Here is a 24,176-nt window from a genome sequence, read left to right on the forward strand (position 1 = left end):
TTGTCGAATGAATTTACCGAGAAGTCACCGGCAAAATACGGGCACAAGCGGAGATATCTCGCCACATTCCGCCGCACATGGCCCGGCGTTGGGCGGCGTCAGCCGTGGCGTCCGCCTTCCAGATAGGCGGCGCGAATCTCGGGGCGCTGCAACAACTCGGCGCCGGTTCCGGCGAGCGTGATCAGGCCGTTGACCATGACATAGCCGCGATGGGCGAGCTTGAGCGCATGGTTGGCGTTCTGCTCGACGATCAGGACGGTCAGGCCGTCCTGCCGGTTCAGGGCGCGGATCGCGTCGAAGATCTGGCGGGCGATCAGCGGGGCGAGCCCGAGCGAGGGCTCATCGAGCAGGAGCAGGCGAGGGCGGCTCATCAGGGCGCGGCCGATCGCCAGCATCTGCTGCTCGCCGCCGGACAGCGTGCCGCCGCGCTGGGCGTAGCGCTCCTTCAGCCGCGGAAACAGCGTGAACACGCGCTCAAGCGTCGCCTCCCGCTCGGCATCGGTGCATCCGGTGGCATCCGCTCCCATCTGGAGGTTTTCCGCCACGCTCATGCGCGGGAAGATGCGCCGGCCTTCCGGCGATTGCGCGATGCGCAAATGCGCGATTTCGTGGGTGGCAACGTCGGTAATGTCGCGGCCCTCGTAAAGGATCTGGCCGGCGCGGGCGCGCGGCTTGCCGAAGATCGTCATCATCAGCGTCGATTTGCCGGCGCCGTTGGCGCCGATCAGCGCCACGATCTCGCCGGCATTGATCTCGACGTCGACGCCCTTCAGCGCCTCGATCTTGCCGTAGGCGGCGCGCAAGCCGCGAATCGCGAGCAGGGGGGCGGGCGCACTCACGACCCGCTCTCCATCACGGCTACCGCCTCTTCCTCGTCGGAGCCGAGATAGGCGGCGATCACCTTGGGATCGTCGCGGACCTCGCGCGGCGTGCCTTGCGCGATCTTCACGCCATGGTCCATCACCACGATGTGGTCGGAGATCTCCATCACCACGGACATGTCGTGCTCGATCAGCAGGATCGAGGTGCCGAGCTCGTTGCGGATAGACAGCAGGAGCTCGCTCAGGGCGGCGCTTTCGCGCGCATTGAGGCCGGCGGCGGGTTCGTCGAGGCAGAGCAGCGCGGGCTCGGTGCACATCGCGCGCGCGATCTCGAGCCGGCGCTGGTCGCCATAGGCGAGATTGCCGGCGGCGTCATCGGCACGATCGAGAAGGTTGATCCGCTTGAGCCAGTCGGTGGCGAGATCAATCGCGTGCTTTTCAGCGTCGCGGTAGGTCGGCACGCCGATCAGGCCGAGGAAGGTGAAGCCGGAGGCGCGCATCAGTGTGTTGTGCTGTGCCACCATCAGGTTTTCCAGCGCGGTCATGCCGGGAAACAGCCGGATGTTCTGGAAGGTACGGGCGACCTTAGCCTGTTTGGCGATGCGGAAATCGTTCAGCCGCTCGAGCGAGATCTGCTTGCCGTCATCATGGGTGAGGCGGATGGTGCCGTTGCTCGGCTTGTAGAAGCCGGTGATGCAGTTGAACACGGTGGTCTTGCCGGCGCCGTTCGGTCCGATCAGCGCGGTGATCTTCTTCCGCTCGGCCGCAAACGACAGATCCTGCACGGCGACGATGCCGCCGAAGCGCATGGTGAGCTGGTCGACGCTGAGAATTGTTGCGCCGCTCATCCGTGCCCTTCCTTGACGAGCTCGGATGAGATCGCTTTGGCCTTGGTCAGATACACGGTCGGTGCGCGATGGCCGATCAGGCCACGCGGCCGCCAGATCATGATCAGCACCATGGCGATGCCGAACACCAGCATGCGATAGGTCTCGAGGCTGCGGAACAGCTCGAAGCCGCCGATCATGGCGAGTGCGGCCAGCGCCACGCCGAGCTGCGAGCCCATGCCGCCGAGCACGACGATGGCGAGCACCAGCGCCGATTCCTGGAAGGTGAAGGATTCCGGGCTGATGAATCCTTGCCGTGTCGCGAAGAACGCGCCGGCGAAGCCGCCGAACATCGCCCCGGTCGCGAACGCGGTGAGCTTGGTGGTCGTGGTGTTGATGCCGAGCGCGCGGCAGGCGACCTCGTCCTCGCGCAAGGCTTCCCAGGCGCGCCCGATCGGCAGGCGGCGCAGCCGGATCGTCACCCAATTGGTGAGGAGTGCGAGCGCCAGGATGAGATAGAACAGGAAGACGATGCGATGGGTCGGGGAGTATTCGATGCCGAGCTTGGCGGCGAGCCCGTTGTCGCTATTGTCGAGCGGGATGCCGAAGAAGGAGGGACGCGGAATGCTGGAGACGCCGTTGGGCCCGCCGGTCAAATCCTGCCAGTTGATGATGACGAGGCGGATGATCTCGCCGAAGGCGAGCGTCACGATGGCGAGATAGTCGCCGCGCAGGCGCAGCACGGGGAAGCCCAGCAGCACGCCCCAGAACGCCGCGAGGATGCCGGCGAGCGGCAGGCAGACCCAGAACGACCAGCCGAAATTGGTGGCAAGCAGCGCGTAGGAATAGGCGCCCACCGCATAGAACGCGACGTAGCCGAGATCGAGCAGGCCGGCGAGGCCGACCACCACGTTCAGCCCCCAGCCCAGCATCACATAGGTGAGCACGAGGATCGCGAGGTCGAGGATGTAGCGCTGGTCATAGAAGATCAGCGGCACCAGCAGCGTGAAGATCAGGAGCGCCGGGGCGAGGTAGCGGCTGATGAACGACATGCCGCTTTGGACCGTCGGCGGCACCAGCTTTTCGGCACCGGTCGGACCGATCCATTGCCGCAACAGCTCGATCACGATCGAGCCGCCGAAGACGGCAGCGACAAGCGATGCGAGGTCGCCGAAGCGGGTCCAATAGGTGAGCTGGCCGTCGGAGCCTGCCTCGGTGCGGATGCCGATCATCAGCGAGAACAGCACCAGCGCGATCAGTGCGTTGATGAAGGCGGTCTTGAGAAGGGCGGGGATGCCGGCGGTGCGACTTGCGCGCGTGGTCTCGTGCGGGATGGGTGTCACGCGGGGCGGCCCGTCAGACTTTTTCGACTTCGGGACGGCCGAGCAGGCCGGTCGGCATGAAGATCAGCACGACGATCAGGATCGAGAACGCCGCGACATCCTTGTACTCGACCGAGAAATAGGCCGACCAGAACGTCTCGATCAAGCCGATCGCGAGACCGCCGAGCATGGCGCCCGGCAGCGAACCGATGCCGCCGAGCACGGCGGCGGTGAACGCCTTGATGCCGGCGACAAAGCCCATGAAGAAATCGACCAGGCCATAATAGAGCAGGTACATCAGGCCCGCGACCGCGGCGAGTGCGGCGCCGATCACGAAGGTCATGGAGATGGTGCGGTCGACGTCGACTCCGAGCAGCGCCGCCATGGTCTGGTCCTGCTCGCAGGCACGCATGTCGCGCCCGAGCCGGGTGCGCGAGACCAGCCAGGTGAAGATCGCCAGCAGCACGATGGTGGTGAGCACCACCATGATCTGGATGTTGGAGAGCTGGATCACGAAGCCGTCCGCGCTCTCGTGCAAGGTATAGCCGCCGGTGATGAAGGGCGGGATCGGCTTGACGCGGGCGCCTTGCGCCACCTGCGAGTAGTTGGTCAGCACGAAGGACATGCCGATCGCCGACAGCATCGGGGCGAGGCGGAAGGAGTGGCGCAGTGGCCGGTAGGCGATGCGCTCGATGGTCCAGCCATAGAGCGCGGTGATCGCCATCGAGACCAGCAGCACCACGAGCAGGATCACCGGGATCGCGGTCAGGCCGGTCGAGACCAGTAGCAGGAAGGTGATCAGGGCGATAAAGCCGCCGATCATGAAGACGTCGCCATGGGCGAAGTTGATCATGCCGACGATGCCGTAGACCATCGTGTAGCCGATCGCGATCAGGCCGTAGATGGAGCCGAGCACGAGGCCGTTGATGAGCTGCTGGGCGAAATAATCCATAGGCTGCCGTTACCCAAACCTGACGCGGCTCAAAGGGAGCTCTCGAGAGAGTTCTTCAAGTCTCTCTTGGGCCCCGGCAGCCCTTGAGCATTCTCATCATTTTGTAACAGGAGGGAACTGGCACCCGCAACAGGCCATGCCTCGGCATAAAGGCTTGTACAGAGGTCATTTCGTTACGGATGTTATGTCCCGGTTCCGCGTTTGCGAGGAACCGGGTTCCGCATGGCAACCAAAGCGCCTGCCGGCCGTTATCAAGCTCTGACGTCCAACAAGGGAGTTTCCCCCAATGACGAAGCAGCAGAACCAGAATCCGGGCCAGCAGGCTCAGAACCCCGGCCAGCAGCGCCCCGGGCAGCAGCAGGGCGGCGGCCAGAAACCCGGACAGCAGCAGCAGGACCCGCAGCGCCAGGGCGACAAGCCCGGCCAGCAGCACGGTGGTCAGCACGGTCAGGACAACTAGTTTGGGAACCCAGGAGTGAAGTGAGGGCCCCGCCGAAAGGCGGGGCCCTTTTTCTATGGCCGCGCCGCTCAACCGGCCAGTTAAGGTAAACAGAGGGTTTAAATTGCCGCCACAGTCCGATGCGAGTTAGCTCCCGGCAAAGCCTTCGATCGAGGGCGCGTGGTAGACGAAGCGAGAAGCGGCATGTTCAGGAATTGGCGGATCGGCTCGGTCAACGGCGCGCTGGTGGCGGCCTATTTCATCCCGGCCTGGAGCCTCGTTGCCTTCAACATCATGGTGGCGCCGGTGCACGGCCTCTACGAGCGGCCGAGCGTCGCTGTCGCGCTGTTCCTCAGCGACCATCTCCAGATGGCGGGGATGGATACGGTGCGCGCCGCCTGGCTTCTGGCGCTTGGACGGCTGACCGTGGTGGCGTTCTTCGCGATCTATCTCGCGCTTCTCGCCATCCCCCGCACCCGCAAGTCCGGTGGCAGCGACGAGGCGCTCGGCATTGCGCTGGCGATCGGCAGCCTGATCTCCTTCGCGAGCATGGTGATGGCCTCGAAGGTCGGCGAGATGGCCGCGCTGCGGCTACACGCCACCGAGCTCCTGCTCTTGCTCGGTGCTGCGATCGTGCTGGTGATCGAGCGCCCGGAGGCGCCGCGGACTGCCGAGGCTCCAGCGCCGTTAGCCCTTGAGCAGCCCGAGCTCCTGCACAATCGCTGAGACTTCCTTCACGGCGTGGTTCGCCGCCGGAACGCCGCAATAGATCGCCTGCTGGAGCAGGATCTCCTTGATGTCGTCGGGGGTGAAGCCGCCTTCCGCCAGCGCCGCACGCACGTGCAGGCGGAATTCGTCCCATTGCCCAAGCGCGACCATGGTGCCGATCACCAGCACGCGCCGCGTGCGCTCGTCGAAATGCGGCCGCGTCCAGATCTCGCCCCAGGCATAGCGCGTGATCATGTCCTGGAAGTCGGTGTTGAAGGCGTTGCGGTTGGCGATCGACTTGTCGACCCAGGCATTGCCCAGCACTTTGCGGCGCACATTCATGCCGGCATCGCGGCGCTTCTGGTCGTCCATTCTATCCTCCTCTCGCAATGACGAGCTGCGAGACTATCGTTGCGTCAAGAATCCCACCACCGCGTCGGTGAACGCGTGCGGCTGCTCGACATTGGAAATGTGGGCGGCGTCGATGATGGTCATGCTCGCGCCGGGAATCTTCGAACGGATCAGTTCGCCGGCCGAGATCGGTGTCGCCATGTCGTGGCGGCCGGCGATCACCAGCGTCGGGCTTTTGATCTTCGGCAGCAGCTCGCGCTGGTCGAGCGTCGACAGCGCCTCGCAGCAGGCGAGATAGCCATCGACGGGGGTAGCGAGCAGCATCGACTTCATCCTGGAAGTGATCTCTGGCTCGCGCTCGCGGAAATCCTGGGTGAGCCATCCGGCGATCACGGCATCGGCGACCGCCGCGATGCCGCCCTTCTTCACGGCGTCGATGCGTTCCAGCCATTTGGTCGGCTCGGCATAGTAGCACGACGTGTTGGCGAGGATCAGCTTGCCGAACCGCTCTGGCGCGTTCGCGCCCAGCCATTGTCCGACCATCCCGCCCATCGACAGGCCGCACCAATGCACCTTCTCGATGTTGAGATCGTCGAGGATCGCCAGCACGTCGCGGCCGAAACGCTCCATCGTATAGGGGGCGGGCGGAACGCTGGATCTGCCGTGGCCGCGGCGGTCGTAGCGGATGACGCGGAACACCTGCGTCAGCGCCTTCATCTGCGGCTCCCACATCTGAAGCGTGCAGCCGAGCGAGTTCGAGAGCATCAGCGTCGGCCCGCCGTCGCGGCCCTCGACGGAGACGTTGATCAGGCAACCGTCGGCATCGATCATGGGCATGCTGGCGTCTCCGTTTTATTTCCGCTCAAGGCTGCTCTATTCGCGCTCGAGGCTGTCGAGCAGCCGGTCGATCAGGGCTTGGGAAGCCCCTTGATAGGCCATCGGCTCGAACAATGCCGCAATTTTCTGGGGCGAAAGATGCGCGGTGACCTGCGAATCGGCCGATAGCACCTCGCGCAAATGCTTCTTCTCTGCGACCGCGCGCTTGCTCGCGGCCTCGATGAGATGATGCGCGTCGCTCTTGCCGATTGTCTCGGCGAGCGCAAAGGTGACCGCTTCCGCCATGATCAGGCCGTGCGTCGCATCGAGATTGCTGCGCATCCGTGCTGCGTCGACGTCGAGACCCTCGGCGATATCGACGATGGCCGCGAGCGCGCCAGAGGTGACCAGCATCAATTGCGGCAGCGTCGGCCATTCTGCATGCCAGGGGCCGGCGCTGCGCTCGTGGTCCTGCACCTGGGCCGCAAAGATCGTCGCGGCAAGCTGCGGCGCCATGGTCGCGCAGCCGAGCGCGCTTGCGGCCGCGACCGGATTGCGCTTGTGCGGCATGGTCGAGGAGCCGCCGCGGCCTTCCCCGGCGGGCTCGAAGGCTTCGGCAACATCGGTCTGCATCATCAGCGAGACGTCGCGGGCGATCTTGCCGCAGCTTCCGGCCAGGATCGCAAGGCTGGAGGCGGCCTCCGCAATCCGGTCGCGATGGGTGTGCCAGGGCGCGTCCGGCAGCGGCAAATTCAGCTCCTGTGCCAGCCGTTCCGCAACCGCGAGCCCCTTGTCGCCGAGGGCTGCGAGCGTGCCGGCGGCGCCGCCGAATTGCAGCGCGAGGCCCTCGCGGCGCAGCCGCCGCAGGCGGCAGCGCGCACGGGCAAGGCTTGCGGCATATTCGGCAGCCTTCAGCCCGAACGGCATCGGCAGCGCGTGCTGGAGCCAGGTCCGCGCCACCATCGCGGTGTTGCGGTGGGCGCGCGCCAGCGCGGCAAAACCCTTGATGGCGCGGCCGAGGTCGGCGTCCAGCGCATCGATGCCGGCGCGCAAGCCGAGCATGGTCGCGGTGTCGATGACGTCCTGGCTGGTCGCGCCCCAATGCACGTAGCGGGCGGCCTCAACGTCGGCCTTGGCGACATTGGCCGTCAGCATCTTGACCAGCGGAATCGCCAGATTGCCCGATCGCGTTGCGGCCTCCGCGAGCGCGGTCATGTCAAACGAATCGGCCTTGCAGGCCGCCTCGATCGGGCCCACCGCGGCCTTAGGGATCACGCCCGTGGCGGCTTCGGCCCGCGCCAAAGCTGCCTCAAATTCGAGCATGTGCTGGAGAGTAGCCCGGTCGTCGCAGACGATGCGCATGGATGCGCTCGAGAGCATCGGCGCGAGCAGGGAGGAGAGGGATGTACTCATGTTGTGCGGGACCTAACCACCATGACCCGCCTGTGCCAATCCCAAACCGGTCCCGCAGGCTTTTTGCGGTTGCGAATATGCATTGCACGTGACCGGCGGCCACCCTTTCCTTTGCGGCCTCCGTGCGTTACTTGAACAGCAGTTACGCGATCCAAGTCTGCTATTCCTGGAGGCACCCCATGGCCATGACAATGAACGGCGAAGTCCAGCTTGCGGCGCCGCGCGAGGCCGTGTGGGAGAAGCTCAATGATCCCGCGGTGCTGAAGGCCTGCATCCCCGGCTGTGAGGAGCTGGAGAAGACCGACGACAGGGGGTTTCGCGCGGTGGCGAAAATGAAGGTGGGCCCGGTGTCGGCGCGCTTCAAGGGCAAGGTCACGCTGAGCGATCTCGACCCGCCGAACGGCTACAAGATCTCCGGCGAAGGCGAGGGCGGCGTGGCTGGCTTCGCCAAGGGCGGCGCGGTTGTGAAGTTGTCCGAAAAGGACGGCGGCACGCTCTTGTCCTATGACGTCGAGGCGCAGATCGGCGGCAAGTTGGCGCAGCTCGGCCAGCGCCTGATCAACGGCTCCGCCAAGAAACTGGCTGACGAGTTTTTCGCGAATTTCGCCAAGGCGGTACAGGGCTGAAGGCCTCGCCTTTCGGCATGGCGGCTTGCGTCCCGGGCGATGTTGCCCCAGTGGACAATGGCCCATATGATGGGTTGGAATAATTATAAAAAAGAACCGCTTCGACGGGACCCGTCGGGGCGCTGATAGAGAGTGCTTATGGCAAAAATCTCCCTTATCGTGAATGGCAATCCTGTCACCGGCAATATCGACCCGCGCACGCTTCTGGTGCAGTTTCTGCGCGAGAATCTGCGGCTCACCGGCACCCATGTCGGCTGCGACACCTCGCAGTGCGGCGCCTGCGTCGTGCATCTTGACGGCAAGGCCGTGAAATCCTGCACCACGCTTGCCGTGATGGCCGACGGCCATGAGGTCAAGACCATCGAGGGGCTGGCGGCCGACGGCGCGCCGCTGCATCCGATGCAGGAAGCCTTCCGCGAGAACCATGGCCTGCAGTGCGGCTTCTGCACGCCGGGCATGATCATGACCGCGATCGACCTCGTCCATCGCAAGGGCAACGAGCTCGACGACCACACCATCCGCGAGGAGCTGGAAGGCAATCTCTGCCGCTGCACCGGCTACCAGAACATCGTCGCCTCGATCGCCGCCGGCGCGAAGGCGATGGCGAAATCCGATCTCGCGTAACCGCGCGCGCACCCCGCGATCAGGACATTCACATGTACGAATTCAAATACCATCGCCCCGGGACCGTGCGGCAGGCCGCCAACCTCCTGATGAAGAACGAAGACGCCAAGCTGGTCGCCGGCGGCCACACGCTGATTCCCGTCATGAAGCAGCGCCTCGCCAGCCCGCCGCATCTGGTCGATCTCTCCCATATCGAGGGGCTCAACACGATCGAGATGAAGGGCCGTTCGCTCGTGATCGGCGCCACCGCCAAGCACGCCGAGGTCGCAACCTCGGCCATCGTCGGTGAGGCGATCCCGGCACTTGCGAATCTTGCGAGCCAGATCGGCGATCCAGCCGTGCGCCACAAGGGCACCATCGGCGGCTCGCTCGCCAACAACGATCCGACCGCCGACTATCCGGCCGCCGTACTCGCGCTCGGCGCGACCATCGTCACCAACAAGCGCCGCCTCAAGGCGGAAGAGTATTTCCAGGGCCTGTTCACGACGGCGCTGGAAGGCGACGAGATCATCACCAAGGTGATGTTCCCGCTGCCGAAGAAGGCTGCCTACATCAAGTTCCGCAACCAGGCCTCGCGTTACGCGCTGGTCGGCGTGTTCGTGGCGCGGCGTCCGTCGGACGTGCGCGTCACGGTTACAGGTGCCGGATCGGACGGCGTGTTCCGCGTCACGGCCTTCGAGGAAGCCCTGAAGAAGCGCTTCTCGGCGAAGGCGCTGGATGGCATCGATGTGCCGGCGGAGGGCCTCAACAGCGACATCCACGGCAGCGCCGAATACCGTGCGCACCTCATCGGTGTGCTGACGCGGCGCGCCGTCGACGCCGCCAACGCCAAGGAATGAGTGGGCCGCACTCTTTGGCCCAATACTTGCCCCTCGTGAGGGCGTAGCGAGACTGGCTCTTTCATGACTTCAGCGGCCAATACTTCCGGTGCCTTGCCGGCATCGGTCGATGCGATGCTCGAACTTTTGACCTCGCGCGGCTATCTCGCCGAGCGATCGCTGGCGACGGTGACCTATCTGTCGCTGCGCATGGGCCGGCCGCTGTTCCTCGAAGGCGAGGCCGGCGTCGGCAAGACCGAGATCGCAAAGGTGCTGTCGGCGGCGCTGGGGCGGAAGCTGATCCGCCTGCAGTGCTACGAAGGTCTCGACGTTTCCTCCGCGGTCTATGAGTGGAACAGCGCCTCGCAGATGATCGCGATCCGGATGGCGGAAGCCGCTGGCGACACCGATCGCGATCAATTGTCGTCCGACATCTTCGCCGACCGCTACATGATCAAGCGGCCGCTGCTCCAGGCGCTGGAGCCTGACGTCGCGGGCCCGCCGGTGCTGCTGATCGACGAGCTCGATCGCGCCGACGAGGCGTTCGAAGCTTATCTCTTGGAAATCCTCAGCGACTTCCAGGTGACGATCCCCGAATTCGGCACCGTGAAGGCGCCGCACCCGCCGATCGTCATCATCACCTCTAACCGCACCCGCGAGATCCACGACGCGCTGAAGCGGCGCTGTCTCTATCACTGGGTGGATTACCCGGCCGCGGACCGCGAGCTCGCGATCGTCAAGTCGCGCGTGCCCGGCATCTCCGCAAAGCTGTCGCAGCAGGTCGTGCGGTTCGTGCAGGCGCTGCGCAACCAGGATTTCTACAAGTCGCCGGGGGTCGCCGAGACCATCGACTGGGCGACCGCGCTGTCGGAGCTCGACGCCCGCTCGCTGACCCCGCAAGTGGTCGGCGACACGCTGGGCGCGCTGCTCAAGTACCAGGACGACATCACGCGGATGCAGGGCGACACCTTGCAGAAGGTGCTGAAGGAAGCGACAAGCGAGAATTGACGCGCGCGTTATAACTGAGCTCGTCATTCCGGGGCGCGCGTAGCGCGAACCCGGAATCCATCGGGCCGCGGAGACTGCGGGTAAATGGATTCCGGGCTCGCTCCGAAGAGGGCGCGCCCCGGAATGACGGCAGAGATAGCAGACCATGGCCATCAACCACCTGGCGCCCGAGCAGACCGAGCAGTTCGCCGACAACATCGTCGGCTTCGCTCGGGCGCTGCGTGCGTCAGGCATGCCGGTCGGGCCGGGCGCGGTGATCGATGCCATGAACGCGCTGCAGGTGATCGACATCGGCAGCCGCGCCGATGTCTTCACCACGTTGGAGGCGATCTTCGTCAAGCGCCACGAGCATGCGCTGATCTTCCGCCAGGCCTTCAACCTGTTCTTCCGTGCCTCCGAGGAATGGAAGCACATGCTGGATTCGGTGCCGCTGCCGGATCAGGCCAAGAAGAAGCCGCAGGCCGGCTCTCGCCGCGTGCAGGAGGCGATGTCGCAGCCGCGGATGACGGAGACGCCGCAGCACCAGGAGCAGGATCTGCGCCTGTCGGTCTCCGACAAGGAAATCCTTCAGAAGAAGGATTTTGCGCAGATGAGCGCAGCCGAGATCACCGAAGCGCTGCGCGCGATCGAACGGATGCGGTTGCCGCAGGCCGAGCTTTTGATGCGCCGGCACCGGCCCGACGCGCGCGGCCTGCGCCTCGACCTGCGCCGCACGCTGCGTGCATCGTTACGCACTGGCGGTGACATCATCGACATCCATCGCCTGGGGCGGATCGAGAAGCCGGCGCCGATCGTGGCGCTGCTCGACATCTCGGGCTCGATGAGCGAGTACACGCGCCTGTTCCTGCATTTCCTCCATGCCATCGGCGACGCGCGCAAACGTGTCTCGGTGTTCCTGTTCGGCACGCGGCTCACCAACGTCACCCGCGCGCTGCGACAGCGCGATCCCGACGAGGCGCTGGCAAGCTGCTCGGCGGCGGTGGAAGACTGGGCCGGCGGCACGCGGATCTCGGCCTCGCTGCACAACTTCAACAAATTGTGGGCTCGGCGCGTCCTGAGCCAGGGCGCCATCGTGCTGCTGATCTCCGACGGACTGGAGCGGGAGGCCGATTCCAAGCTCGCCTTCGAGATGGACCGGCTGCACCGCTCCTGCCGGCGGCTGATCTGGCTCAACCCGCTGCTGCGTTTCGGTGGCTTCGAGGCCAAGGCCCAGGGCATCAAAATGATGCTCCCGCACGTTGACGAATTCCGCCCGGTACATAATTTGAGTTCGATCCAGGAGCTGATCACAACGCTGTCCCGGCCGCTGCCGCCGCATCACCGCAGCCTGATCCGCCCCGCAGCCTGAGAGGCCAACCATGCTCGATCGTGACGAGGATATCCTGAAAGCGGCGGAAGACTGGCAGAAGGCTGGCCGTGGCGTCGCGCTGGCAACCGTGGTGGAGACCTGGGGCTCGGCGCCGCGCCCGGCGGGCTCGAGCCTCGTCATCAATGACGAGGGTACGTTCCTGGGGTCGGTCTCCGGCGGTTGCGTCGAGGGCGCAGTGGTCACCGAGGCCATGGACGTGATCCAGAGCGGCAAGCCGAGGATGCTGGAGTTCGGCGTTGCCGACGAGACTGCCTGGAATGTCGGGCTGTCCTGCGGCGGCACCATCCGCGTCTTTGTCGAGAAAGTCGGCTAGCCGTGAAGCTCGAGATTTTGCACGAACTCAACGCCGAGCGCGCCGCGCGCCGTCCGGTCATTCTGGTGACGGACACCGAGAGCGGTGAGCAACGGCTGGTGAAGGCGAAAGACTTTGCGAGAGACCCGCTGGGTGCCGAGCTGGACAAACAGCTTCGCATGGGCAAGAGCGCTAATGCCGAGGCCGGCGGCAAGAAGCTGTTCCTCAATGTCTACGCGCCGACCGCCAAGCTCGTCATCATCGGCGCGGTCCATATCAGCCAGGCCTTGGCGCCGCTGGCGCGCTCGCTCGGCTATGACGTCACCGTGATCGATCCGCGCACGGCCTTTGCGAGCCCGGAACGCTTCCCCGACATTCCGCTGGTGGCCGAATGGCCCGACGCGGCACTGCCGCCGCTCAACGTCGACGCCTACACCGCCTTCGTGGCGGTGACACACGATCCGAAGATCGACGATCCCGCGCTGCTGCACGCCTTCGAGCGCGGCTGCTTCTACATCGGCGCGCTCGGTTCGCGGAAGACGCATGCCAAGCGCGGCGACCGGCTGCGGGCGCAGGGCGCGAACGATACAGATATCGCGCGCATTCATGCGCCCATTGGTTTGGCGATCGGTGCGGTCTCGCCGTCCGAGATCGCGGTGTCGATCATGGCCGAGATCACGGCGGTGCTTCGGCTACCGCCCAAAGAAAAAGAAGAAGCGGCATGAAGTTTGGCCCGGCGAGCCCCAAAGACGCGATCGGCGGGGTGACCGTCCACACCCTGCGTCAGGGACCGCTGGTGTTGAAGAAAGGTACGACGATAGGCCCCGCCGAGGTCGACGCGCTGACGCGCGCCGGCATCAAGGACGTCGTCGTGGTGCGGATGGAGGAGGGGGACGTTTCCGAGGACGTCGCGGCCGCCAGCATCGCGCTCGCCATCGGCGGCGAAGGCATCCATGTCGAGCGCGCCTTTACCGGCCGCGCCAATCTGTTTGCCGCATGCCCGGGCGTGCTGGTGATCGACCGTCCCGCGGTCGATCGCATCAACAACATCGACGAGGCCATCACCTTTGCGACGCTTACCGCCTATAAGCCGGTGGTCGAGGGCGAGATGGTCGGCACCGTCAAGATCATCCCGTTCGGTGTCGAGGGGAGCTTGCGTGATGCCGCTGTGAAGGCGGCGGGCAAGGACGTCTTGAAGATCGCGCCCTACGTGATCAAGCGCGTCGGCGTGGTCTCGACGCTGCTACCGGGCCTGTCCTCCAAAGTGGTCGACAAGACGTTGCGTGTGACCGCCGATCGGTTAGAGCCGGCCGGCGCCAAGATCATCGCGGAGCGGCGGGTCCAGCACGACGAGCCGGCGCTGTCGGCCGCGATCAAGGAGCTGCTCGCACTCGGCGCCGAACTCGTAATCGTGTTCGGGGCGTCCGCGATCGCCGACCGCCGCGACGTCATCCCGGCGGCGGTCACCGAGATCGGCGGCGAGATCGAGCATTTCGGCATGCCGGTCGATCCCGGCAATCTGCTTCTGATTTCCCGCGTCGGCGGCGTCCCGGTGCTGGGCGCGCCGGGCTGTGCGCGTTCGCCGGTCGAGAACGGGTTTGACTGGGTGCTGATGCGGCTGCTCGCCGGCATCAAGGTGACGCGTTCCGAACTGATGGGCATGGGTGTCGGCGGCCTCCTGATGGAGATCGTGACGCGGCCGCAGCCGCGCGCAAAACCCGAGATCGAGGGCAACAGCCAGATCGCGGCGATCGTGCTTGCGGCGGGCCGCTCGACCCGGATGGGCGGGCCGAACAAGATGTTGGCCGAGCTTGACGGCAAGAAGCTGGTGCGGATCGCGACCGAGCAAGCGCTGGCCTCGAAAGCATCCGAGGTGATCGTCGTCACCGGGCATCAGACCGAGCTGGTCGAACAGGCTCTGAAAGGCTTGAACGTCAAATTCGTCCGCAATCCGGATTTCGCCGGCGGCATCGCGAGCTCGGTCAAGGCCGGCATCGCGGCCGTGCCGGAAGGTTGCGACGGCGCCGTGGTCTGCCTCGGCGACATGCCGCTGATCGATGCTGGCCTAATCGACCGGCTGATCGACGGTTTCGCGCCGGATCGGGGCAATCTCATCGTCGTGCCCGTCAGCGACGGCCGCCGCGGCAATCCCGTGCTGTGGTCGCGCCGCTTCTTCAAGGAACTGATGACGCTCGACGGCGATGTCGGCGCGCGGCACCTGATCGCCAAGCATACGGAGGCGGTCGCCGAAGTCCCGGTCGACGGCGAGAGCGCCTTCCTCGACATCGACACGCCGCAGGCGCTGGAAGCGGCACGGCGGGGATGACAGTGCAGTAGGGTGGGCAAAGCGGAGCGTGCCCACCAATTTTCGATAGTGTCGCGGATAGATGGTGGGCACGGCGCTTTGCGCCTTTGCCCACCCTACGGGACCTCCTGATCGTTCGATTTCAACTCCCCGTTCACCATCTGGAAACGGTCCCGCGCGTAGAGTCCTCTTCGCCTGCCTTGGGGGGAGGGGTTTTTCCATGGTTTCGAACGTCGTCGCGCGCCGTTGCGCGATGTTTTTCTTTGCGTTGTCGGTTTGTGTCGCCGGCGCCCGTTACATCACCGAAGCCCGTGCCGCTGGTGCATTCGCGGTCGGCAAGTGCGGCGCCTATGGCCAGGCCTATGATTACGGCGCCGAGCACGAGGCGCGCACCGCGGCACAGAAGCAGTGCAAGGGCGAGTGCACGACCGTGACGATGAAGCGCGCCTGCGCCGCAATGTCGGTCGATCTCGCCAAGCCGTGCGGCGCCTATGGCTATGCCGTCAAGCCGAAGATCTCGGCCACGCTCAATGCCGCGACGCGCGAGTGCTACAAATATGGCGGCAAGGAATGCGTGATCCGCGCCTGGGCTTGCGACGCCAAGGGCTGAAAGGCTGCCCTTGAAGCAGTCGCGCTGGCCCGGCCGGTCAGGCCTCCGCCTCAGTCGACCAGGGTACTTTTGTCTTGACGAAATCCGACCACGCCTTGCGCAGGCGTGGCTCGGTGCCGACCATCGCGTGCGCCTGCCATCCGGCGATCGCGGCTGCGGCGATGCCGCTGCCTGAGGACTCCGCGCCGACGTCTGCGAGCAGCGAAGCCGTCGTTGCCATGTCGTTGTAGATTCCGAGCTCTTGCTGCAGGTCGGCCAGCTTGCTGGAAAAGCGTTTGGCCGATTTTTGTTGTCCGTAAAGCGGCAACAGGAAATCGGCGACATAACGCAGTTTCTTCGCGGCGAGCCGCACCTGGTGCAGCTCTTCCGCAGGAAGCGATTTGAACCGGCGGCCGCGCTTGAGCACTTTCGCATGCTGGGTCGAGAGGATGCGTCGCGCGAAGCTCATGGCCGGCTCCGCCAGCTGCCCGAGATGTTCTGGCGCCACATCGCTGCGCCAGCCGCGTGCTTCGATCCAGCCGCCAAGCCCGATCAGGAGAGACGAAGCCCGGCGGTCGGTCAGCGCCAGGCGTGCCTTGTCGTAGCAGGCGGTCCGGCGTCGCTCGACGGCTCCGTCCAGCGCGTCGAAGCCTGCGATCGCGGGACAGCCGTGCGCAACAACGCGCAGTGTCTCCCGCTGGAAGACGTCCCAGTCGCGCGCGGCCGAGAGATTCTGCGCCAGCCATTTGGTCTCAGACCGCAGCAGGTCGAGCTTGTTCAGCGAAACGACCGATCGCATCAGGTCCAGTGCGGATCGCAGACGGCGCAGTGCGACACGAAGCTGGTGAATGCCCTCGGGATCGCGCCCGTCCTCGGCGGCAGGAAGCGACTGAAGAAGATGGTGCAGACAGGCGCGCAGAATTGCGGCAAATGCCTCGTCCAGCGATGAAGACGGATCAAGGCGAAGCTTGCGCGGTCTCCTTGCGGCTGGCGGGCTGTCGGCCGCCAGGTCAAAACCGCGCGCCGACTTACTCCGGATCGATGGTCTCGCCGGCCCATACTCTGCGAGCCGGAGCGCCAGCTCATAGATGGCAGACGGGCTGCCGGCCTTGAGCTCCAGCTCGATCTCGCTGACCTGCATCGATCGATCGTCGGATTTCAGATGGCCCTGATCGAAGGCGATTTCGACCGTGCCGGACGGCAGGTCGACGAGGCGCTGATGCCGGCGAATGTCGGTGGTGAAGACTGCTTCGAGCGGGTGACGTTCGAGATCGGCGCGCAGCTTGTCCGGGATGAAGGGCAGCGCCAGCGCGACGTCGGGAGCAAAGGAGGGCACGCTTGCCTCCCATTCGCCGCGCCGGAGCGGATCGTTGCCGAACTCGGCCTTCACCGTCTGCGTGAAACGCGCGCCGCTCTGGCGAACCCGAAAACTCAATCCGTTGCGTTGAAGCATACGTTTGGGCGTATCGTAGTAGACGGCCTTGAGGTGCTTTCGCGTGCCCTTGTTGCGCGCGTTAGCTACGATGACGGGCGCGTCGCTGAAATCAGCCAGCCGATCGGCGTCCACGAGCAGCTTGAGCTCGATTTCGGTGGCGCGTGGCGCAGCGTCGCGGGACGGCGAGATTTCGAGCGCCGCCGCCTCGGCGCGAATTTCATCGGCGGCGATGTCGGCGTGAGAGAGTTCGTTGTGCGAGAGCTCGTTGTCAGGGAACTCGGAACCAGGCCCCGCACCGGAAGCGGCGGAGTTCTTGATTTTCTTCCCGTCATCCGGGAAGGGATGACCGTTGGTCCTCGCCGGACGCTGCACGGGTTCGACGGCTCGCTTGATCGCGCCAGTTTCCGACATTCGCAATTTATGACAGTTCGATGACAGGGTCGCGAGATATAGCCCACTCGACTGCCGAGGAGAAGCGCAGCCGGTCGCATCTCGATTGAAATTTCTAAACTGTGTTCGATAGGTCAATCCGGGTTACATTCGTGTGCAGTTGTCGCGCGAGGAATTTCCTTTTCTTTCTCGATGCTTGGATGTGCTTGGGAGAATTCATGCTGTTCGACACGAAAGTTGCTGTCGTCATCCGCAACGATCTTCAGCCTTGGCAGAAGCTCAATGTCGCATCGTTCCTGACGAGCGGCGTCGCTGCCGCCTTTCCGGATTGCATCGGCGATGCCTATGAGGACGCCTCGGGAACCAAATATCTTGCGCTGATCGGCCAGCCGATCCTGATCTATGGCGCCGATGGTCCGGCCTTGTCGCGCGCGCTCGATCGAGCACTCGCGCGCAACGTCACGCCGGCGGTCTATACCGAGGACATGTTCAAGACCACGCATGACGCGGCCAATCGCGAAGTGGTGAAGGCGGCGACGCGTGCCGACCTCAATCTCGTCGGCATCGCGATGCGCGCCGAGCGCAAGGTGATCGACAAGATCGTCGATGGTTTGAAGTTCCACAGTTAGATGCTGGTTGTTCAACCTCTCCCGCTTGCGGGAGAGGTCGCGCCGTAGGCGCGGGTGAGGGCTTGCTCCACTCGGGGATTGTCCCAATGCGGAGACACCCTCTCCCCAACCCTCTCCCGCAGGCGGAAGAGGGAGCGCACCTCAGCCGTGGCTGCAATCAGCGCATCTCATCGTGCTCGAGGCATTCACCCCGGCGGCATGCCCTCGAACTTCGGCAGGTCCGGATCAAGGCGATCCCAATCATGTCCGCGCGCGGCGTAAGTCACCACCTGTGGCTTGTAGCGGGCGGGCTCGTCGAGGCTTGCGGCGCGGATGGTGAAGATCTCGGGCATCGCCGCGAAGGTCATGTAGACCGGCAAGCCGCACACGGCGCAGGAGGCGCGCGTCTTCACGTTGCCGCTGTCGGCGACCATGTCCCATCGCCTGGCCTCGCCTGTCACCGTGACGCCGTCGCGCGCGAACGTGGCGTAGGAGCCGTGGCCGCCTCCGCTTTCCCGCTGGCAGTCCCGGCACTGGCAGTGGTTGCTGAACAGGGGCTCGCTGGCAATCGAATAGCGGATCGCGCCGCAGGCGCAGCCGCCGGTATAGGGCTTGTCCATCGCGATAACTCCTTAACTCTCTTCGCCGCTGATCTCGTCGAGGAGGCGGACAACCTTCTTCCAGCCGCCGCTCATGGCCGTGTAGGCCGTGTCGTTCCTGGGCATGACGAAGCCCGCATGAACCAGGCGGATCCGCGTGCCGGCTTCGACCGGGGTGAGGGACCAGGTGACGATTGTGTCGAGCGGCGCGCCGTAGCCGGTGTTGCGTTCGTCGCCGCCCGTCCAGGCATAGACGAGGCGCCGGTTCGGCACGACTTCCAGAACGCGGCAATGGATGACGCCATCCCAGGCGCCGCCCGGAGTGGTCTGGTACGTGAAGGCGTTGCCTTCGATGGCCTCGAAACCGGTCGGCGGCATCAGCCAGCGTGCGATCAGCTCGGCGCTGGTCAGCGCCTTCCAGATCGTCTCGGGCGCGTGAGGGAAGACCTCGTCGATCACGATGTCCCGGATGTTTTCTTGTGTCTCGGCTTTCAGTTCGGCAGCACTCACGGGTCGATCTCCTTCAAGAGGTCACGCAGGTTCTGGAAGCGCTCGCGCCAGAAGACGCCGTAATGATCCATCCAGGTGACCAACGGCTCGAGACCTTGCGGCGCGGCGCGGTAGTAGACGTTGCGGCCCTCGGCACGCTCGTCGACCAGGCCCGCCTGCTTCAAGGACTTCAGGTGCTGCGAGATCGCGCCCTGGGTTACCCCGCTGCCGCGCGTCAGCTCGGCGACGCTGATCTCCTTGCTCTCGAAGACGCGCTCGAACACGGCGCGACGGGTCGGATCGGCGAGGGCGCGTATCACGGTGGTGACGGGATTGGGGGCGGCTTCGATCATGCCAATTTATTAGCGGTCGCTAATTCATTAGTCAATGCTAATTCGTTTTTCGGTGCTCCACGTTTCAGTTCGTAATTGACTATGACTGACTAGTCAGTCATAAATATCAAATGACAAGGAAGCCCGCCAAAGCCGCGATAGCCCAGGCAACGAGCCGCGCGCCCGAAGCTGACGAAAAGGCCGCCGCGCCCGCCTCGAACCGCGCCACGCGCACAGCAGAGCGGCGCGCGGCGATCGTGGATGCCGCGATGGAGGAGTTCATCGCCCGCGGCTTTGCCGCCACGCGGCTCGACGACATCGCCAAGCGTGCCGGTGTCGCCAAGGGCACGATCTACCTGCACTTCAAGGACAAGGAATCGATGTTCGAGGAGCTGGTGCGCACCGTGATCGTGCCGGTGGTGGCGCGGCTCAATGCGCTGCCGCCGCCGACGGGCCCGGTGCGCGACCTCGTCGAGGCCTTTGCCAACAACTTCCTGAAAGAGGTCATCAACACCCGGCGCGGCGATCTCGTGCGCCTGATCGTGGCCGAGGGCCCGCGCTTTCCGTCTGTCGCCGATTTCTATTACCGCGAGGTGGTCTCGCGCGGGATGACCGGCATGCGCGCGCTGATCGAGCTCGGCATCGCTCGCGGCGAGATCCACGAAAAGAACCTCGCGCGCTTTCCGCAGATCCTGATCGCGCCCGCGATGATCGCGGTGATCTGGCAGAGCCTGTTTGCGCAGCACGCGCCGCTTGATGCGCAGGAGATGCTGCGCGTCCATCTCGATTTGATTTTTGGCGAACGGAGGACGACATGAGGTCGTCGCAACCAATCCTTGGACTGGCGCTGGCCGTCATGCTCGCGACCGGGCTTGCCGGCTGCAACGAGAAGCGCGATCTCGGTTTCCAGGGCTGGGTCGAGGCCGACATGATCTTCGTCAGCCCCGACGAAGCCGGCCGGGTCACGAAGCTCGACGTCCGCGAGGGCGACGCAGTGAAGGTCGGTGACGCCCTTTATGACGTTGACGACGATCTCCAGCTCGCCGATCTCAACCAGAACAAGGCGACGCTCGCCAACGCGCAGCAGGTGTTTGACCGCGCGGATTCCTTGCGAAAGACCGGCTCCGGCACGCAGGCGGCGCTCGATTCCGCCGTCTCGGATCTGCGGGTCGCGCAGGCGCGGGTAGTCACCTCGCAGACGCGGCTGACGCGGCGCAAGGGCTTTGCGCCGGTTGCCGGCACCATCCAGCAGATCTATTTTCGCGAGGGCGAGATGGTGGCGGCGCAGCGGCCGGTACTCTCGATCATGCCGCCCGGCAACATGAAGCTGCGCTTCTTTGTGCCGGAGACCGAGCTGCCGAAGCTTGCGATCGGTGATGAGGTGAGGATCGCGTGCGACAATTGTGCCGCCGATCTCACCGCAAAGATCTACTTCATCGCGACCTCGGCCGAATACACTCCGCCGGTGATCTATAGCCTCGATGAGCGCAACAAGCTCGTCTATCTGATTCAGGCGCGGCCCTCGCGGCTGGATACCTTGCGCGTCGGCCAACCTATCAGCGTCTATCTCAATCCCAAAACGCCGGTGGCGGACAAGCGATGAGCGGCGGCAACAACATCGCGATCGACGTCAAGGGCCTGACCAAATCGTTCGGCGGCCGTGAGGTCGTGCACGATCTGTCGATGCAGGTGAAACGTGGCTCGATCTACGGCTTCCTCGGGCCGAACGGCTCGGGCAAGACCACCACCATCCGTATCCTCTGCGGGTTGCTCACGCCCGACAGTGGCGAGGGCACCTGTCTTGGCTACGACATCCTGAAAGACGCCGAAAAGATCAAACGCCAGGTCGGCTACATGACCCAGCGCTTCAGCCTGTACCAGGACCTCTCGGTGCGCGAAAATCTCGAATTCGTCGCGCGGCTCTACGGCCTGCGCGATGCACGCGGTGTTGCGCGCGACATGATCAAGCGGATCGGGCTCTCGGGCCGCGAGGAGCAGCTTGCAGGCGAGCTCTCCGGCGGCTGGAAGCAGCGGTTGGCATTAGGGGCCTGCACGCTGCCCAATCCGCAATTGCTGCTGCTGGACGAGCCCACCGCCGGTGTCGATCCCAAGGCGCGGCGCGATTTCTGGAACGAGATCCACGCGCTCGCCGCCGACGGGCTCACCGTGCTGGTGTCCACCCACTACATGGACGAGGCCGAGCGCTGCCACGAGATCGCTTACATTGCCTACGGCCATCTGCTCGCCCACGGCACCGTGGACGAAGTCATCGCAAAATCCGCGCTCACGACCTACACCGTGACGGGCGAGGATTTGAACGGCCTCGCGGCCGAGCTCACCGGCAAGCCCGGCGTCGATATGGTGGCGCCGTTCGGCACCTCACTTCACGTCTCCGGCCGCGATGTCGCGGCGCTCGAGGCGAGCATCGCGCCATGGCGCGACAAAAGCGGCCTGCATTGGCAGAAATCGGCACCCTCACTGGAAGACGTCTTCATCGAGCTGATGGGCCGCTCCAAGGACAATTTCCAATGAGCACTGTCGACCATCCGGCCCCCGCGCACGAAATCCGCGAGCGTTTCGGCTTCTGGAAGCGCTCCTATGCGATGCTGATCAAGGAGTTCATCCAGCTCAAGCGCGATCGCGTGTCGTTCGCGATGATCGTGATGCTGCCGGTGATGCAGCTCCTGCTGTTCGGCTATGCCATCAACACCACGCCGCACCATCTGCCGAGCGCGGTGTTGTTGCAGGAGGATAGCGATCTCGCCCGCTCGATCCTGAAGGCGCTGGAGAACACCGCCTATTTCCGCTTCATCTACGAGGTGCACGACGTCGACGATTTCGACAATCTGCTGAAATCAGGCAAGGTGCTGTTCGGGGTCGAGATCCCGCGCGGCTTCGAACGCGCGGTGCGGCGCGGCGACAAGCCGGCGCTGCTGGTCGCGGCCGATGCGACCGATCCGGTCGCCGCGAGCTCCGCACTCGGTTCGCTCGGCATGATCGTGCAGACCGCGCTCCAGCACGATCTCTACATCGGCGATCCCCCGGCGATGCCGTTCGAGATCCGCGCGCATGCCCGCTACAACCCGGCGGCAGTCTCGAGCCTCAACATCGTGCCAGGACTCGTTGGCACCATCCTCACCATGACCATGCTGATCTTCACCGCGCTTTCGGTGACGCGCGAGGTCGAGCGCGGCACCATGGAGAGCCTGCTGTCGATGCCGATCAAGCCGGTCGAGGTGATGTTCGGCAAGATCATCCCTTACGTGCTGGTCGGTTTCGTCCAGGCCTTCCTGATCATCGGCATCGGTGTAGGCCTGTTCGGCGTGCCCGTGCTCGGCAATCTGTTCCTGCTGGCGCTGCTCTCGACGCTGTTCATCACCACCAATCTCGCGATCGGCTACACGATCTCGACGGTGGTGCAGAACCAGCTCCAGGCCATGCAGATGTCGATGATGTTCTTCTTGCCGAGCATTCTCTTGTCCGGCTTCATGTTTCCGTTCGCCGGCATGCCGGCCTGGGCGCAATATGTTGGCGAAGGCCTGCCGCTGACGCATTACATACGCATCGTCCGCGCTATCATGCTGAAGGGCGCGACCATGCAGAATCTACGCTTCGACACGCTGGCGCTGGCGGCCCTGATGCTGGTCGCCATGACCATCGCCGTGACGCGCTTCCGCCGCACGCTGGATTGAGGCAAGATGCCCCGGAATCGAGGGGCGGAATGGTCAGCTTTGCGAGCAGGAAGACCGGTGGGCGCGCCGTTCTGTCGGAGGAGTTCGAACGTGAGCTGACGCGGGAGGTGCTGCGCACCGAGCTGTTGCGCGTGCGGACACTGATCATCACTGGCTGCGTCATGATCTTGTTCCTCACCGCAACCTACCTGATCGACCCTGCCATCGTGAACCGGGTCTGGCGCGGGACGGAGGGCCTCGTCCGCGAATACACCCTCTTGGCGGGCTTCATCCTCTTCGAAGTCTGGGTCCACAGCCAGATCAGGCGAAACCTCAAGCTCGATCGCGACCTGCCGGTGATCAGGCGCTATATCAGCGCTCTCATCGAAACGTCGCTGCCGACGATCATCCTGATCCTGCAGATTCGCAGCATGGGCGCCAGCCAGGCGCTCGGCTTCGTGCTGCCACTGGTCTATTTTATCTTCATCATTCTTTCGACGCTGCGGCTCGATTTCTGGCTGTCCACCTTCACGGGATTTGTGGCCGCAGCCGAACTCTTGGCCGTCGCGCTGTACTACGATTCGGCTAACGACGCCGGCGAACCCCTGATCTACTTTCACGCGGTGCGCAGCACCATCATCCTGATCTGCGGCGTGCTCGCGGGCGCCGTCGGCGCGCGGTTGCGGCGGCAATTTGCGGCGAGCATTGCGGCCGCCACCGCGCGCGATCGCGTCACCAATTTGTTCGGCCAGCACGTCTCGCCCCAGGTGGTCGAGCGGCTGATGGCGGAGGGGACCAGCGCGGCCGGCGATCTCCGCCGCGTCGCCGTGATGTTCGTCGATTTTCGCGGCTTCACCGCGGGCGCGCAGTCGCGCACGCCGCAGGAGGTGGTCGACCGGCTCGACGGCGCCTTCGCCGTGCTGGTGGACATCCTAGACCGCCAGGGCGGCATCGTGAACAAGTTTCTGGGCGACGGTTTCCTCGCGCTGTTCGGCGCGCCGCTGGAAGCCTCCGACGCCGCGTATCGCGCGGTCGCCGCCGGCCGCGAGATGCTGATCGCAATGGACCGCATCAACGCGCAGACGAGCTGGCCGCTCAGAATCGGCATCGGCATCCATTTCGGCGAGGTCGTCGCCGGCAATATCGGCTCGCCGCGACGCAAGGAATACACCGTGATCGGCGACACCGTGAATTTTGCCTCGCGGCTGGAGGCGCTGAACAAGGAGTTTGGCTCGCACTTCCTGATCTCCGCGGCCGTGCGCGAGGCGCTCGGCGAGGACGGCGGCGATGCGGTGGCGCTCGGCGAGGTTACGGTGCGCGGTTACGAGCAGCCGGTCGCGGTGTTTCAATTGGGGTGACGGACGCTGCTCGC

28 protein-coding genes are annotated in these 24,176 nt (G+C 64.8%); 17 read left to right on the forward strand and 11 right to left on the reverse strand.

Annotated features, from left to right (window positions below):
- Positions 1 to 98: 98 nt before the first annotated feature.
- The 4 genes from ABIB73_RS17140 to ABIB73_RS17155 are packed head-to-tail and all read right to left on the reverse strand — an operon-like array spanning position 99 to position 3,922.
- Positions 99 to 839 carry an ABC transporter ATP-binding protein gene (locus ABIB73_RS17140; RefSeq protein ID WP_354225509.1) on the reverse strand — a complete coding sequence of 247 codons (741 nt, stop codon included), beginning with the start codon at positions 837 to 839 and terminating at the stop codon, positions 99 to 101.
- Positions 836 to 1,669, reverse strand: coding sequence for an ABC transporter ATP-binding protein (locus tag ABIB73_RS17145; RefSeq protein ID WP_354225510.1), 834 nt, complete (start codon positions 1,667 to 1,669; stop codon positions 836 to 838). Before ABIB73_RS17145 ends, ABIB73_RS17140 begins: the two co-directional genes overlap by 4 nt.
- A complete protein-coding gene (gene livM, locus ABIB73_RS17150; protein ID WP_354225511.1) occupies positions 1,666 to 2,991 on the reverse strand; it encodes a high-affinity branched-chain amino acid ABC transporter permease LivM in 1,326 nt (441 codons plus the stop codon). Before livM ends, ABIB73_RS17145 begins: the two co-directional genes overlap by 4 nt.
- 13 nt (positions 2,992 to 3,004) lie before the next feature.
- Complete coding sequence (locus ABIB73_RS17155) at positions 3,005 to 3,922, reverse strand: ABC transporter permease subunit (RefSeq protein WP_354225512.1); 918 nt, start codon at positions 3,920 to 3,922, stop codon at positions 3,005 to 3,007.
- Between the two features lie 286 nt (positions 3,923 to 4,208).
- Here ABIB73_RS17155 and ABIB73_RS17160 point away from each other — a divergent pair, with 286 nt between their 5' ends.
- Together ABIB73_RS17160 and ABIB73_RS17165 are read left to right on the forward strand one after the other, a co-directional pair.
- Positions 4,209 to 4,382, forward strand: coding sequence for a hypothetical protein (locus ABIB73_RS17160; RefSeq protein ID WP_354225513.1), 174 nt, complete (start codon positions 4,209 to 4,211; stop codon positions 4,380 to 4,382).
- A 183-nt stretch (positions 4,383 to 4,565) separates the two neighbouring features.
- The gene (locus ABIB73_RS17165; protein WP_354225514.1) at positions 4,566 to 5,087 is read left to right on the forward strand and encodes a hypothetical protein; all 522 of its coding nucleotides are present in this window, start codon (positions 4,566 to 4,568) and stop codon (positions 5,085 to 5,087) included.
- Here the strand turns inward: ABIB73_RS17165 and ABIB73_RS17170 are convergent.
- Genes ABIB73_RS17170 through ABIB73_RS17180 form a run of 3 tightly spaced genes read right to left on the reverse strand, consistent with a single transcriptional unit; the run spans position 5,049 to position 7,649 of the window.
- Positions 5,049 to 5,441, reverse strand: a complete 393-nt coding sequence (locus ABIB73_RS17170; protein ID WP_354225515.1) for a carboxymuconolactone decarboxylase family protein — start codon at positions 5,439 to 5,441, stop codon at positions 5,049 to 5,051. The two genes, ABIB73_RS17165 and ABIB73_RS17170, sit on opposite strands and share 39 nt — an antisense overlap.
- A 33-nt stretch (positions 5,442 to 5,474) precedes the next feature.
- Complete coding sequence (gene pcaD, locus ABIB73_RS17175; protein ID WP_354225516.1) at positions 5,475 to 6,257, reverse strand: 3-oxoadipate enol-lactonase; 783 nt, start codon at positions 6,255 to 6,257, stop codon at positions 5,475 to 5,477.
- 36 nt (positions 6,258 to 6,293) lie between these two features.
- The gene (locus ABIB73_RS17180) at positions 6,294 to 7,649 is read right to left on the reverse strand and encodes a 3-carboxy-cis,cis-muconate cycloisomerase (RefSeq protein ID WP_354225517.1); all 1,356 of its coding nucleotides are present in this window, start codon (positions 7,647 to 7,649) and stop codon (positions 6,294 to 6,296) included.
- 179 nt (positions 7,650 to 7,828) lie between these two features.
- Between ABIB73_RS17180 and ABIB73_RS17185 the strand changes: the two genes are divergently transcribed.
- The 9 genes from ABIB73_RS17185 to ABIB73_RS17225 all read left to right on the forward strand — a co-directional run bounded on the left by ABIB73_RS17185 (position 7,829) and on the right by ABIB73_RS17225 (position 15,301).
- Positions 7,829 to 8,275, forward strand: coding sequence for an SRPBCC family protein (locus tag ABIB73_RS17185; protein WP_354225518.1), 447 nt, complete (start codon positions 7,829 to 7,831; stop codon positions 8,273 to 8,275).
- Positions 8,276 to 8,413: 138 nt separating this feature from the next.
- Positions 8,414 to 8,899, forward strand: a complete 486-nt coding sequence (locus ABIB73_RS17190) for a (2Fe-2S)-binding protein (protein WP_354225519.1) — start codon at positions 8,414 to 8,416, stop codon at positions 8,897 to 8,899.
- Positions 8,900 to 8,931: 32 nt separating this feature from the next.
- A complete protein-coding gene (locus tag ABIB73_RS17195) occupies positions 8,932 to 9,738 on the forward strand; it encodes an FAD binding domain-containing protein (protein ID WP_354225520.1) in 807 nt (268 codons plus the stop codon).
- Between the two features lie 63 nt (positions 9,739 to 9,801).
- Complete coding sequence (locus tag ABIB73_RS17200; protein WP_354225521.1) at positions 9,802 to 10,725, forward strand: AAA family ATPase; 924 nt, start codon at positions 9,802 to 9,804, stop codon at positions 10,723 to 10,725.
- Between the two features lie 145 nt (positions 10,726 to 10,870).
- A complete protein-coding gene (locus ABIB73_RS17205) occupies positions 10,871 to 12,073 on the forward strand; it encodes a vWA domain-containing protein (protein WP_354225523.1) in 1,203 nt (400 codons plus the stop codon).
- A 10-nt stretch (positions 12,074 to 12,083) separates the two neighbouring features.
- Positions 12,084 to 12,407 carry an XdhC family protein gene (locus ABIB73_RS17210; RefSeq protein ID WP_007602422.1) on the forward strand — a complete coding sequence of 108 codons (324 nt, stop codon included), beginning with the start codon at positions 12,084 to 12,086 and terminating at the stop codon, positions 12,405 to 12,407.
- 2 nt (positions 12,408 to 12,409) lie between these two features.
- A complete protein-coding gene (locus tag ABIB73_RS17215) occupies positions 12,410 to 13,111 on the forward strand; it encodes an XdhC family protein (protein ID WP_354225525.1) in 702 nt (233 codons plus the stop codon).
- Positions 13,108 to 14,712: an NTP transferase domain-containing protein gene (locus ABIB73_RS17220; RefSeq protein WP_354225527.1), complete on the forward strand. Its 1,605-nt coding sequence runs from the start codon at positions 13,108 to 13,110 to the stop codon at positions 14,710 to 14,712. The genes ABIB73_RS17215 and ABIB73_RS17220 overlap by 4 nt, the downstream gene beginning before the upstream one ends.
- A 199-nt stretch (positions 14,713 to 14,911) precedes the next feature.
- Positions 14,912 to 15,301 (forward strand): DUF4189 domain-containing protein, encoded by a 390-nt coding sequence (locus tag ABIB73_RS17225; RefSeq protein WP_354225529.1) that lies wholly within the window; start codon positions 14,912 to 14,914, stop codon positions 15,299 to 15,301.
- A 37-nt stretch (positions 15,302 to 15,338) separates the two neighbouring features.
- Here ABIB73_RS17225 and ABIB73_RS17230 read toward each other — a convergent pair whose 3' ends face one another.
- Positions 15,339 to 17,126, reverse strand: coding sequence for a CYTH and CHAD domain-containing protein (locus ABIB73_RS17230; protein ID WP_354225530.1), 1,788 nt, complete (start codon positions 17,124 to 17,126; stop codon positions 15,339 to 15,341).
- A gap of 197 nt (positions 17,127 to 17,323) precedes the next feature.
- Here ABIB73_RS17230 and ABIB73_RS17235 point away from each other — a divergent pair, with 197 nt between their 5' ends.
- Complete coding sequence (locus tag ABIB73_RS17235; RefSeq protein ID WP_354225532.1) at positions 17,324 to 17,734, forward strand: DUF2000 family protein; 411 nt, start codon at positions 17,324 to 17,326, stop codon at positions 17,732 to 17,734.
- 185 nt (positions 17,735 to 17,919) lie between these two features.
- Here the strand turns inward: ABIB73_RS17235 and ABIB73_RS17240 are convergent, their stop codons facing one another.
- The 3 genes from ABIB73_RS17240 to ABIB73_RS17250 are packed head-to-tail and all read right to left on the reverse strand — an operon-like array spanning position 17,920 to position 19,154.
- Complete coding sequence (locus ABIB73_RS17240) at positions 17,920 to 18,333, reverse strand: GFA family protein (protein ID WP_354225533.1); 414 nt, start codon at positions 18,331 to 18,333, stop codon at positions 17,920 to 17,922.
- A 12-nt stretch (positions 18,334 to 18,345) separates the two neighbouring features.
- On the reverse strand, positions 18,346 to 18,822 hold the full coding sequence (locus ABIB73_RS17245; protein WP_354225535.1) for an SRPBCC family protein: 477 nt from the start codon (positions 18,820 to 18,822) through the stop codon (positions 18,346 to 18,348).
- The gene (locus ABIB73_RS17250) at positions 18,819 to 19,154 is read right to left on the reverse strand and encodes an ArsR/SmtB family transcription factor (RefSeq protein WP_354225537.1); all 336 of its coding nucleotides are present in this window, start codon (positions 19,152 to 19,154) and stop codon (positions 18,819 to 18,821) included. The genes ABIB73_RS17245 and ABIB73_RS17250 overlap by 4 nt, the downstream gene beginning before the upstream one ends.
- A gap of 110 nt (positions 19,155 to 19,264) precedes the next feature.
- On the opposite strand from ABIB73_RS17250, the gene ABIB73_RS17255 reads away from it, so the two are divergent.
- From ABIB73_RS17255 to ABIB73_RS17275, 5 genes are read left to right on the forward strand one after another with little or no spacing between them, the layout of a single operon-like run.
- Positions 19,265 to 19,951 carry a TetR/AcrR family transcriptional regulator gene (locus ABIB73_RS17255; RefSeq protein WP_354225539.1) on the forward strand — a complete coding sequence of 229 codons (687 nt, stop codon included), beginning with the start codon at positions 19,265 to 19,267 and terminating at the stop codon, positions 19,949 to 19,951.
- The gene (locus tag ABIB73_RS17260; RefSeq protein WP_354225541.1) at positions 19,948 to 20,736 is read left to right on the forward strand and encodes an HlyD family secretion protein; all 789 of its coding nucleotides are present in this window, start codon (positions 19,948 to 19,950) and stop codon (positions 20,734 to 20,736) included. The genes ABIB73_RS17255 and ABIB73_RS17260 overlap by 4 nt, the downstream gene beginning before the upstream one ends.
- Positions 20,733 to 21,665 (forward strand): ABC transporter ATP-binding protein, encoded by a 933-nt coding sequence (locus ABIB73_RS17265; protein ID WP_354225542.1) that lies wholly within the window; start codon positions 20,733 to 20,735, stop codon positions 21,663 to 21,665. The genes ABIB73_RS17260 and ABIB73_RS17265 overlap by 4 nt, the downstream gene beginning before the upstream one ends.
- On the forward strand, positions 21,662 to 22,825 hold the full coding sequence (locus ABIB73_RS17270; RefSeq protein ID WP_354225544.1) for an ABC transporter permease: 1,164 nt from the start codon (positions 21,662 to 21,664) through the stop codon (positions 22,823 to 22,825). Before ABIB73_RS17265 ends, ABIB73_RS17270 begins: the two co-directional genes overlap by 4 nt.
- Positions 22,826 to 22,854: 29 nt before the next feature.
- A complete protein-coding gene (locus ABIB73_RS17275) occupies positions 22,855 to 24,162 on the forward strand; it encodes an adenylate/guanylate cyclase domain-containing protein (RefSeq protein ID WP_354225546.1) in 1,308 nt (435 codons plus the stop codon).
- Positions 24,163 to 24,176 lie beyond the last annotated feature (14 nt).

The organism is Bradyrhizobium sp. F1.4.3 (assembly GCF_040548375.1).
Classification (GTDB): domain Bacteria; phylum Pseudomonadota; class Alphaproteobacteria; order Rhizobiales; family Xanthobacteraceae; genus Bradyrhizobium.

What these genes read in the sequence shown, in the direction of transcription:
- ABIB73_RS17225 (WP_354225529.1), top strand. Translation starts at nt 14,912, where the DNA reads ATGGTTTCGAACGTCGTCGCGCGCCGTTGCGCGATGTTTTTCTTTGCG.
- ABIB73_RS17250 (WP_354225537.1), bottom strand. Translation starts at nt 19,154, where the DNA reads ATGATCGAAGCCGCCCCCAATCCCGTCACCACCGTGATACGCGCCCTC.
- ABIB73_RS17240 (WP_354225533.1), bottom strand. Translation starts at nt 18,333, where the DNA reads ATGGACAAGCCCTATACCGGCGGCTGCGCCTGCGGCGCGATCCGCTAT.
- ABIB73_RS17235 (WP_354225532.1), top strand. Translation starts at nt 17,324, where the DNA reads ATGCTGTTCGACACGAAAGTTGCTGTCGTCATCCGCAACGATCTTCAG.
- ABIB73_RS17145 (WP_354225510.1), bottom strand. Translation starts at nt 1,669, where the DNA reads ATGAGCGGCGCAACAATTCTCAGCGTCGACCAGCTCACCATGCGCTTC.
- ABIB73_RS17180 (WP_354225517.1), bottom strand. Translation starts at nt 7,649, where the DNA reads ATGAGTACATCCCTCTCCTCCCTGCTCGCGCCGATGCTCTCGAGCGCA.
- ABIB73_RS17265 (WP_354225542.1), top strand. Translation starts at nt 20,733, where the DNA reads ATGAGCGGCGGCAACAACATCGCGATCGACGTCAAGGGCCTGACCAAA.
- ABIB73_RS17205 (WP_354225523.1), top strand. Translation starts at nt 10,871, where the DNA reads ATGGCCATCAACCACCTGGCGCCCGAGCAGACCGAGCAGTTCGCCGAC.
- ABIB73_RS17210 (WP_007602422.1), top strand. Translation starts at nt 12,084, where the DNA reads ATGCTCGATCGTGACGAGGATATCCTGAAAGCGGCGGAAGACTGGCAG.
- ABIB73_RS17255 (WP_354225539.1), top strand. Translation starts at nt 19,265, where the DNA reads ATGACAAGGAAGCCCGCCAAAGCCGCGATAGCCCAGGCAACGAGCCGC.
- ABIB73_RS17230 (WP_354225530.1), bottom strand. Translation starts at nt 17,126, where the DNA reads ATGTCGGAAACTGGCGCGATCAAGCGAGCCGTCGAACCCGTGCAGCGT.
- ABIB73_RS17200 (WP_354225521.1), top strand. Translation starts at nt 9,802, where the DNA reads ATGACTTCAGCGGCCAATACTTCCGGTGCCTTGCCGGCATCGGTCGAT.
- ABIB73_RS17195 (WP_354225520.1), top strand. Translation starts at nt 8,932, where the DNA reads ATGTACGAATTCAAATACCATCGCCCCGGGACCGTGCGGCAGGCCGCC.
- ABIB73_RS17275 (WP_354225546.1), top strand. Translation starts at nt 22,855, where the DNA reads ATGGTCAGCTTTGCGAGCAGGAAGACCGGTGGGCGCGCCGTTCTGTCG.
- ABIB73_RS17220 (WP_354225527.1), top strand. Translation starts at nt 13,108, where the DNA reads ATGAAGTTTGGCCCGGCGAGCCCCAAAGACGCGATCGGCGGGGTGACC.
- ABIB73_RS17185 (WP_354225518.1), top strand. Translation starts at nt 7,829, where the DNA reads ATGGCCATGACAATGAACGGCGAAGTCCAGCTTGCGGCGCCGCGCGAG.
- ABIB73_RS17260 (WP_354225541.1), top strand. Translation starts at nt 19,948, where the DNA reads ATGAGGTCGTCGCAACCAATCCTTGGACTGGCGCTGGCCGTCATGCTC.
- ABIB73_RS17155 (WP_354225512.1), bottom strand. Translation starts at nt 3,922, where the DNA reads ATGGATTATTTCGCCCAGCAGCTCATCAACGGCCTCGTGCTCGGCTCC.
- ABIB73_RS17165 (WP_354225514.1), top strand. Translation starts at nt 4,566, where the DNA reads ATGTTCAGGAATTGGCGGATCGGCTCGGTCAACGGCGCGCTGGTGGCG.
- ABIB73_RS17160 (WP_354225513.1), top strand. Translation starts at nt 4,209, where the DNA reads ATGACGAAGCAGCAGAACCAGAATCCGGGCCAGCAGGCTCAGAACCCC.
- ABIB73_RS17170 (WP_354225515.1), bottom strand. Translation starts at nt 5,441, where the DNA reads ATGGACGACCAGAAGCGCCGCGATGCCGGCATGAATGTGCGCCGCAAA.
- pcaD (WP_354225516.1), bottom strand. Translation starts at nt 6,257, where the DNA reads ATGCCCATGATCGATGCCGACGGTTGCCTGATCAACGTCTCCGTCGAG.
- ABIB73_RS17190 (WP_354225519.1), top strand. Translation starts at nt 8,414, where the DNA reads ATGGCAAAAATCTCCCTTATCGTGAATGGCAATCCTGTCACCGGCAAT.
- ABIB73_RS17270 (WP_354225544.1), top strand. Translation starts at nt 21,662, where the DNA reads ATGAGCACTGTCGACCATCCGGCCCCCGCGCACGAAATCCGCGAGCGT.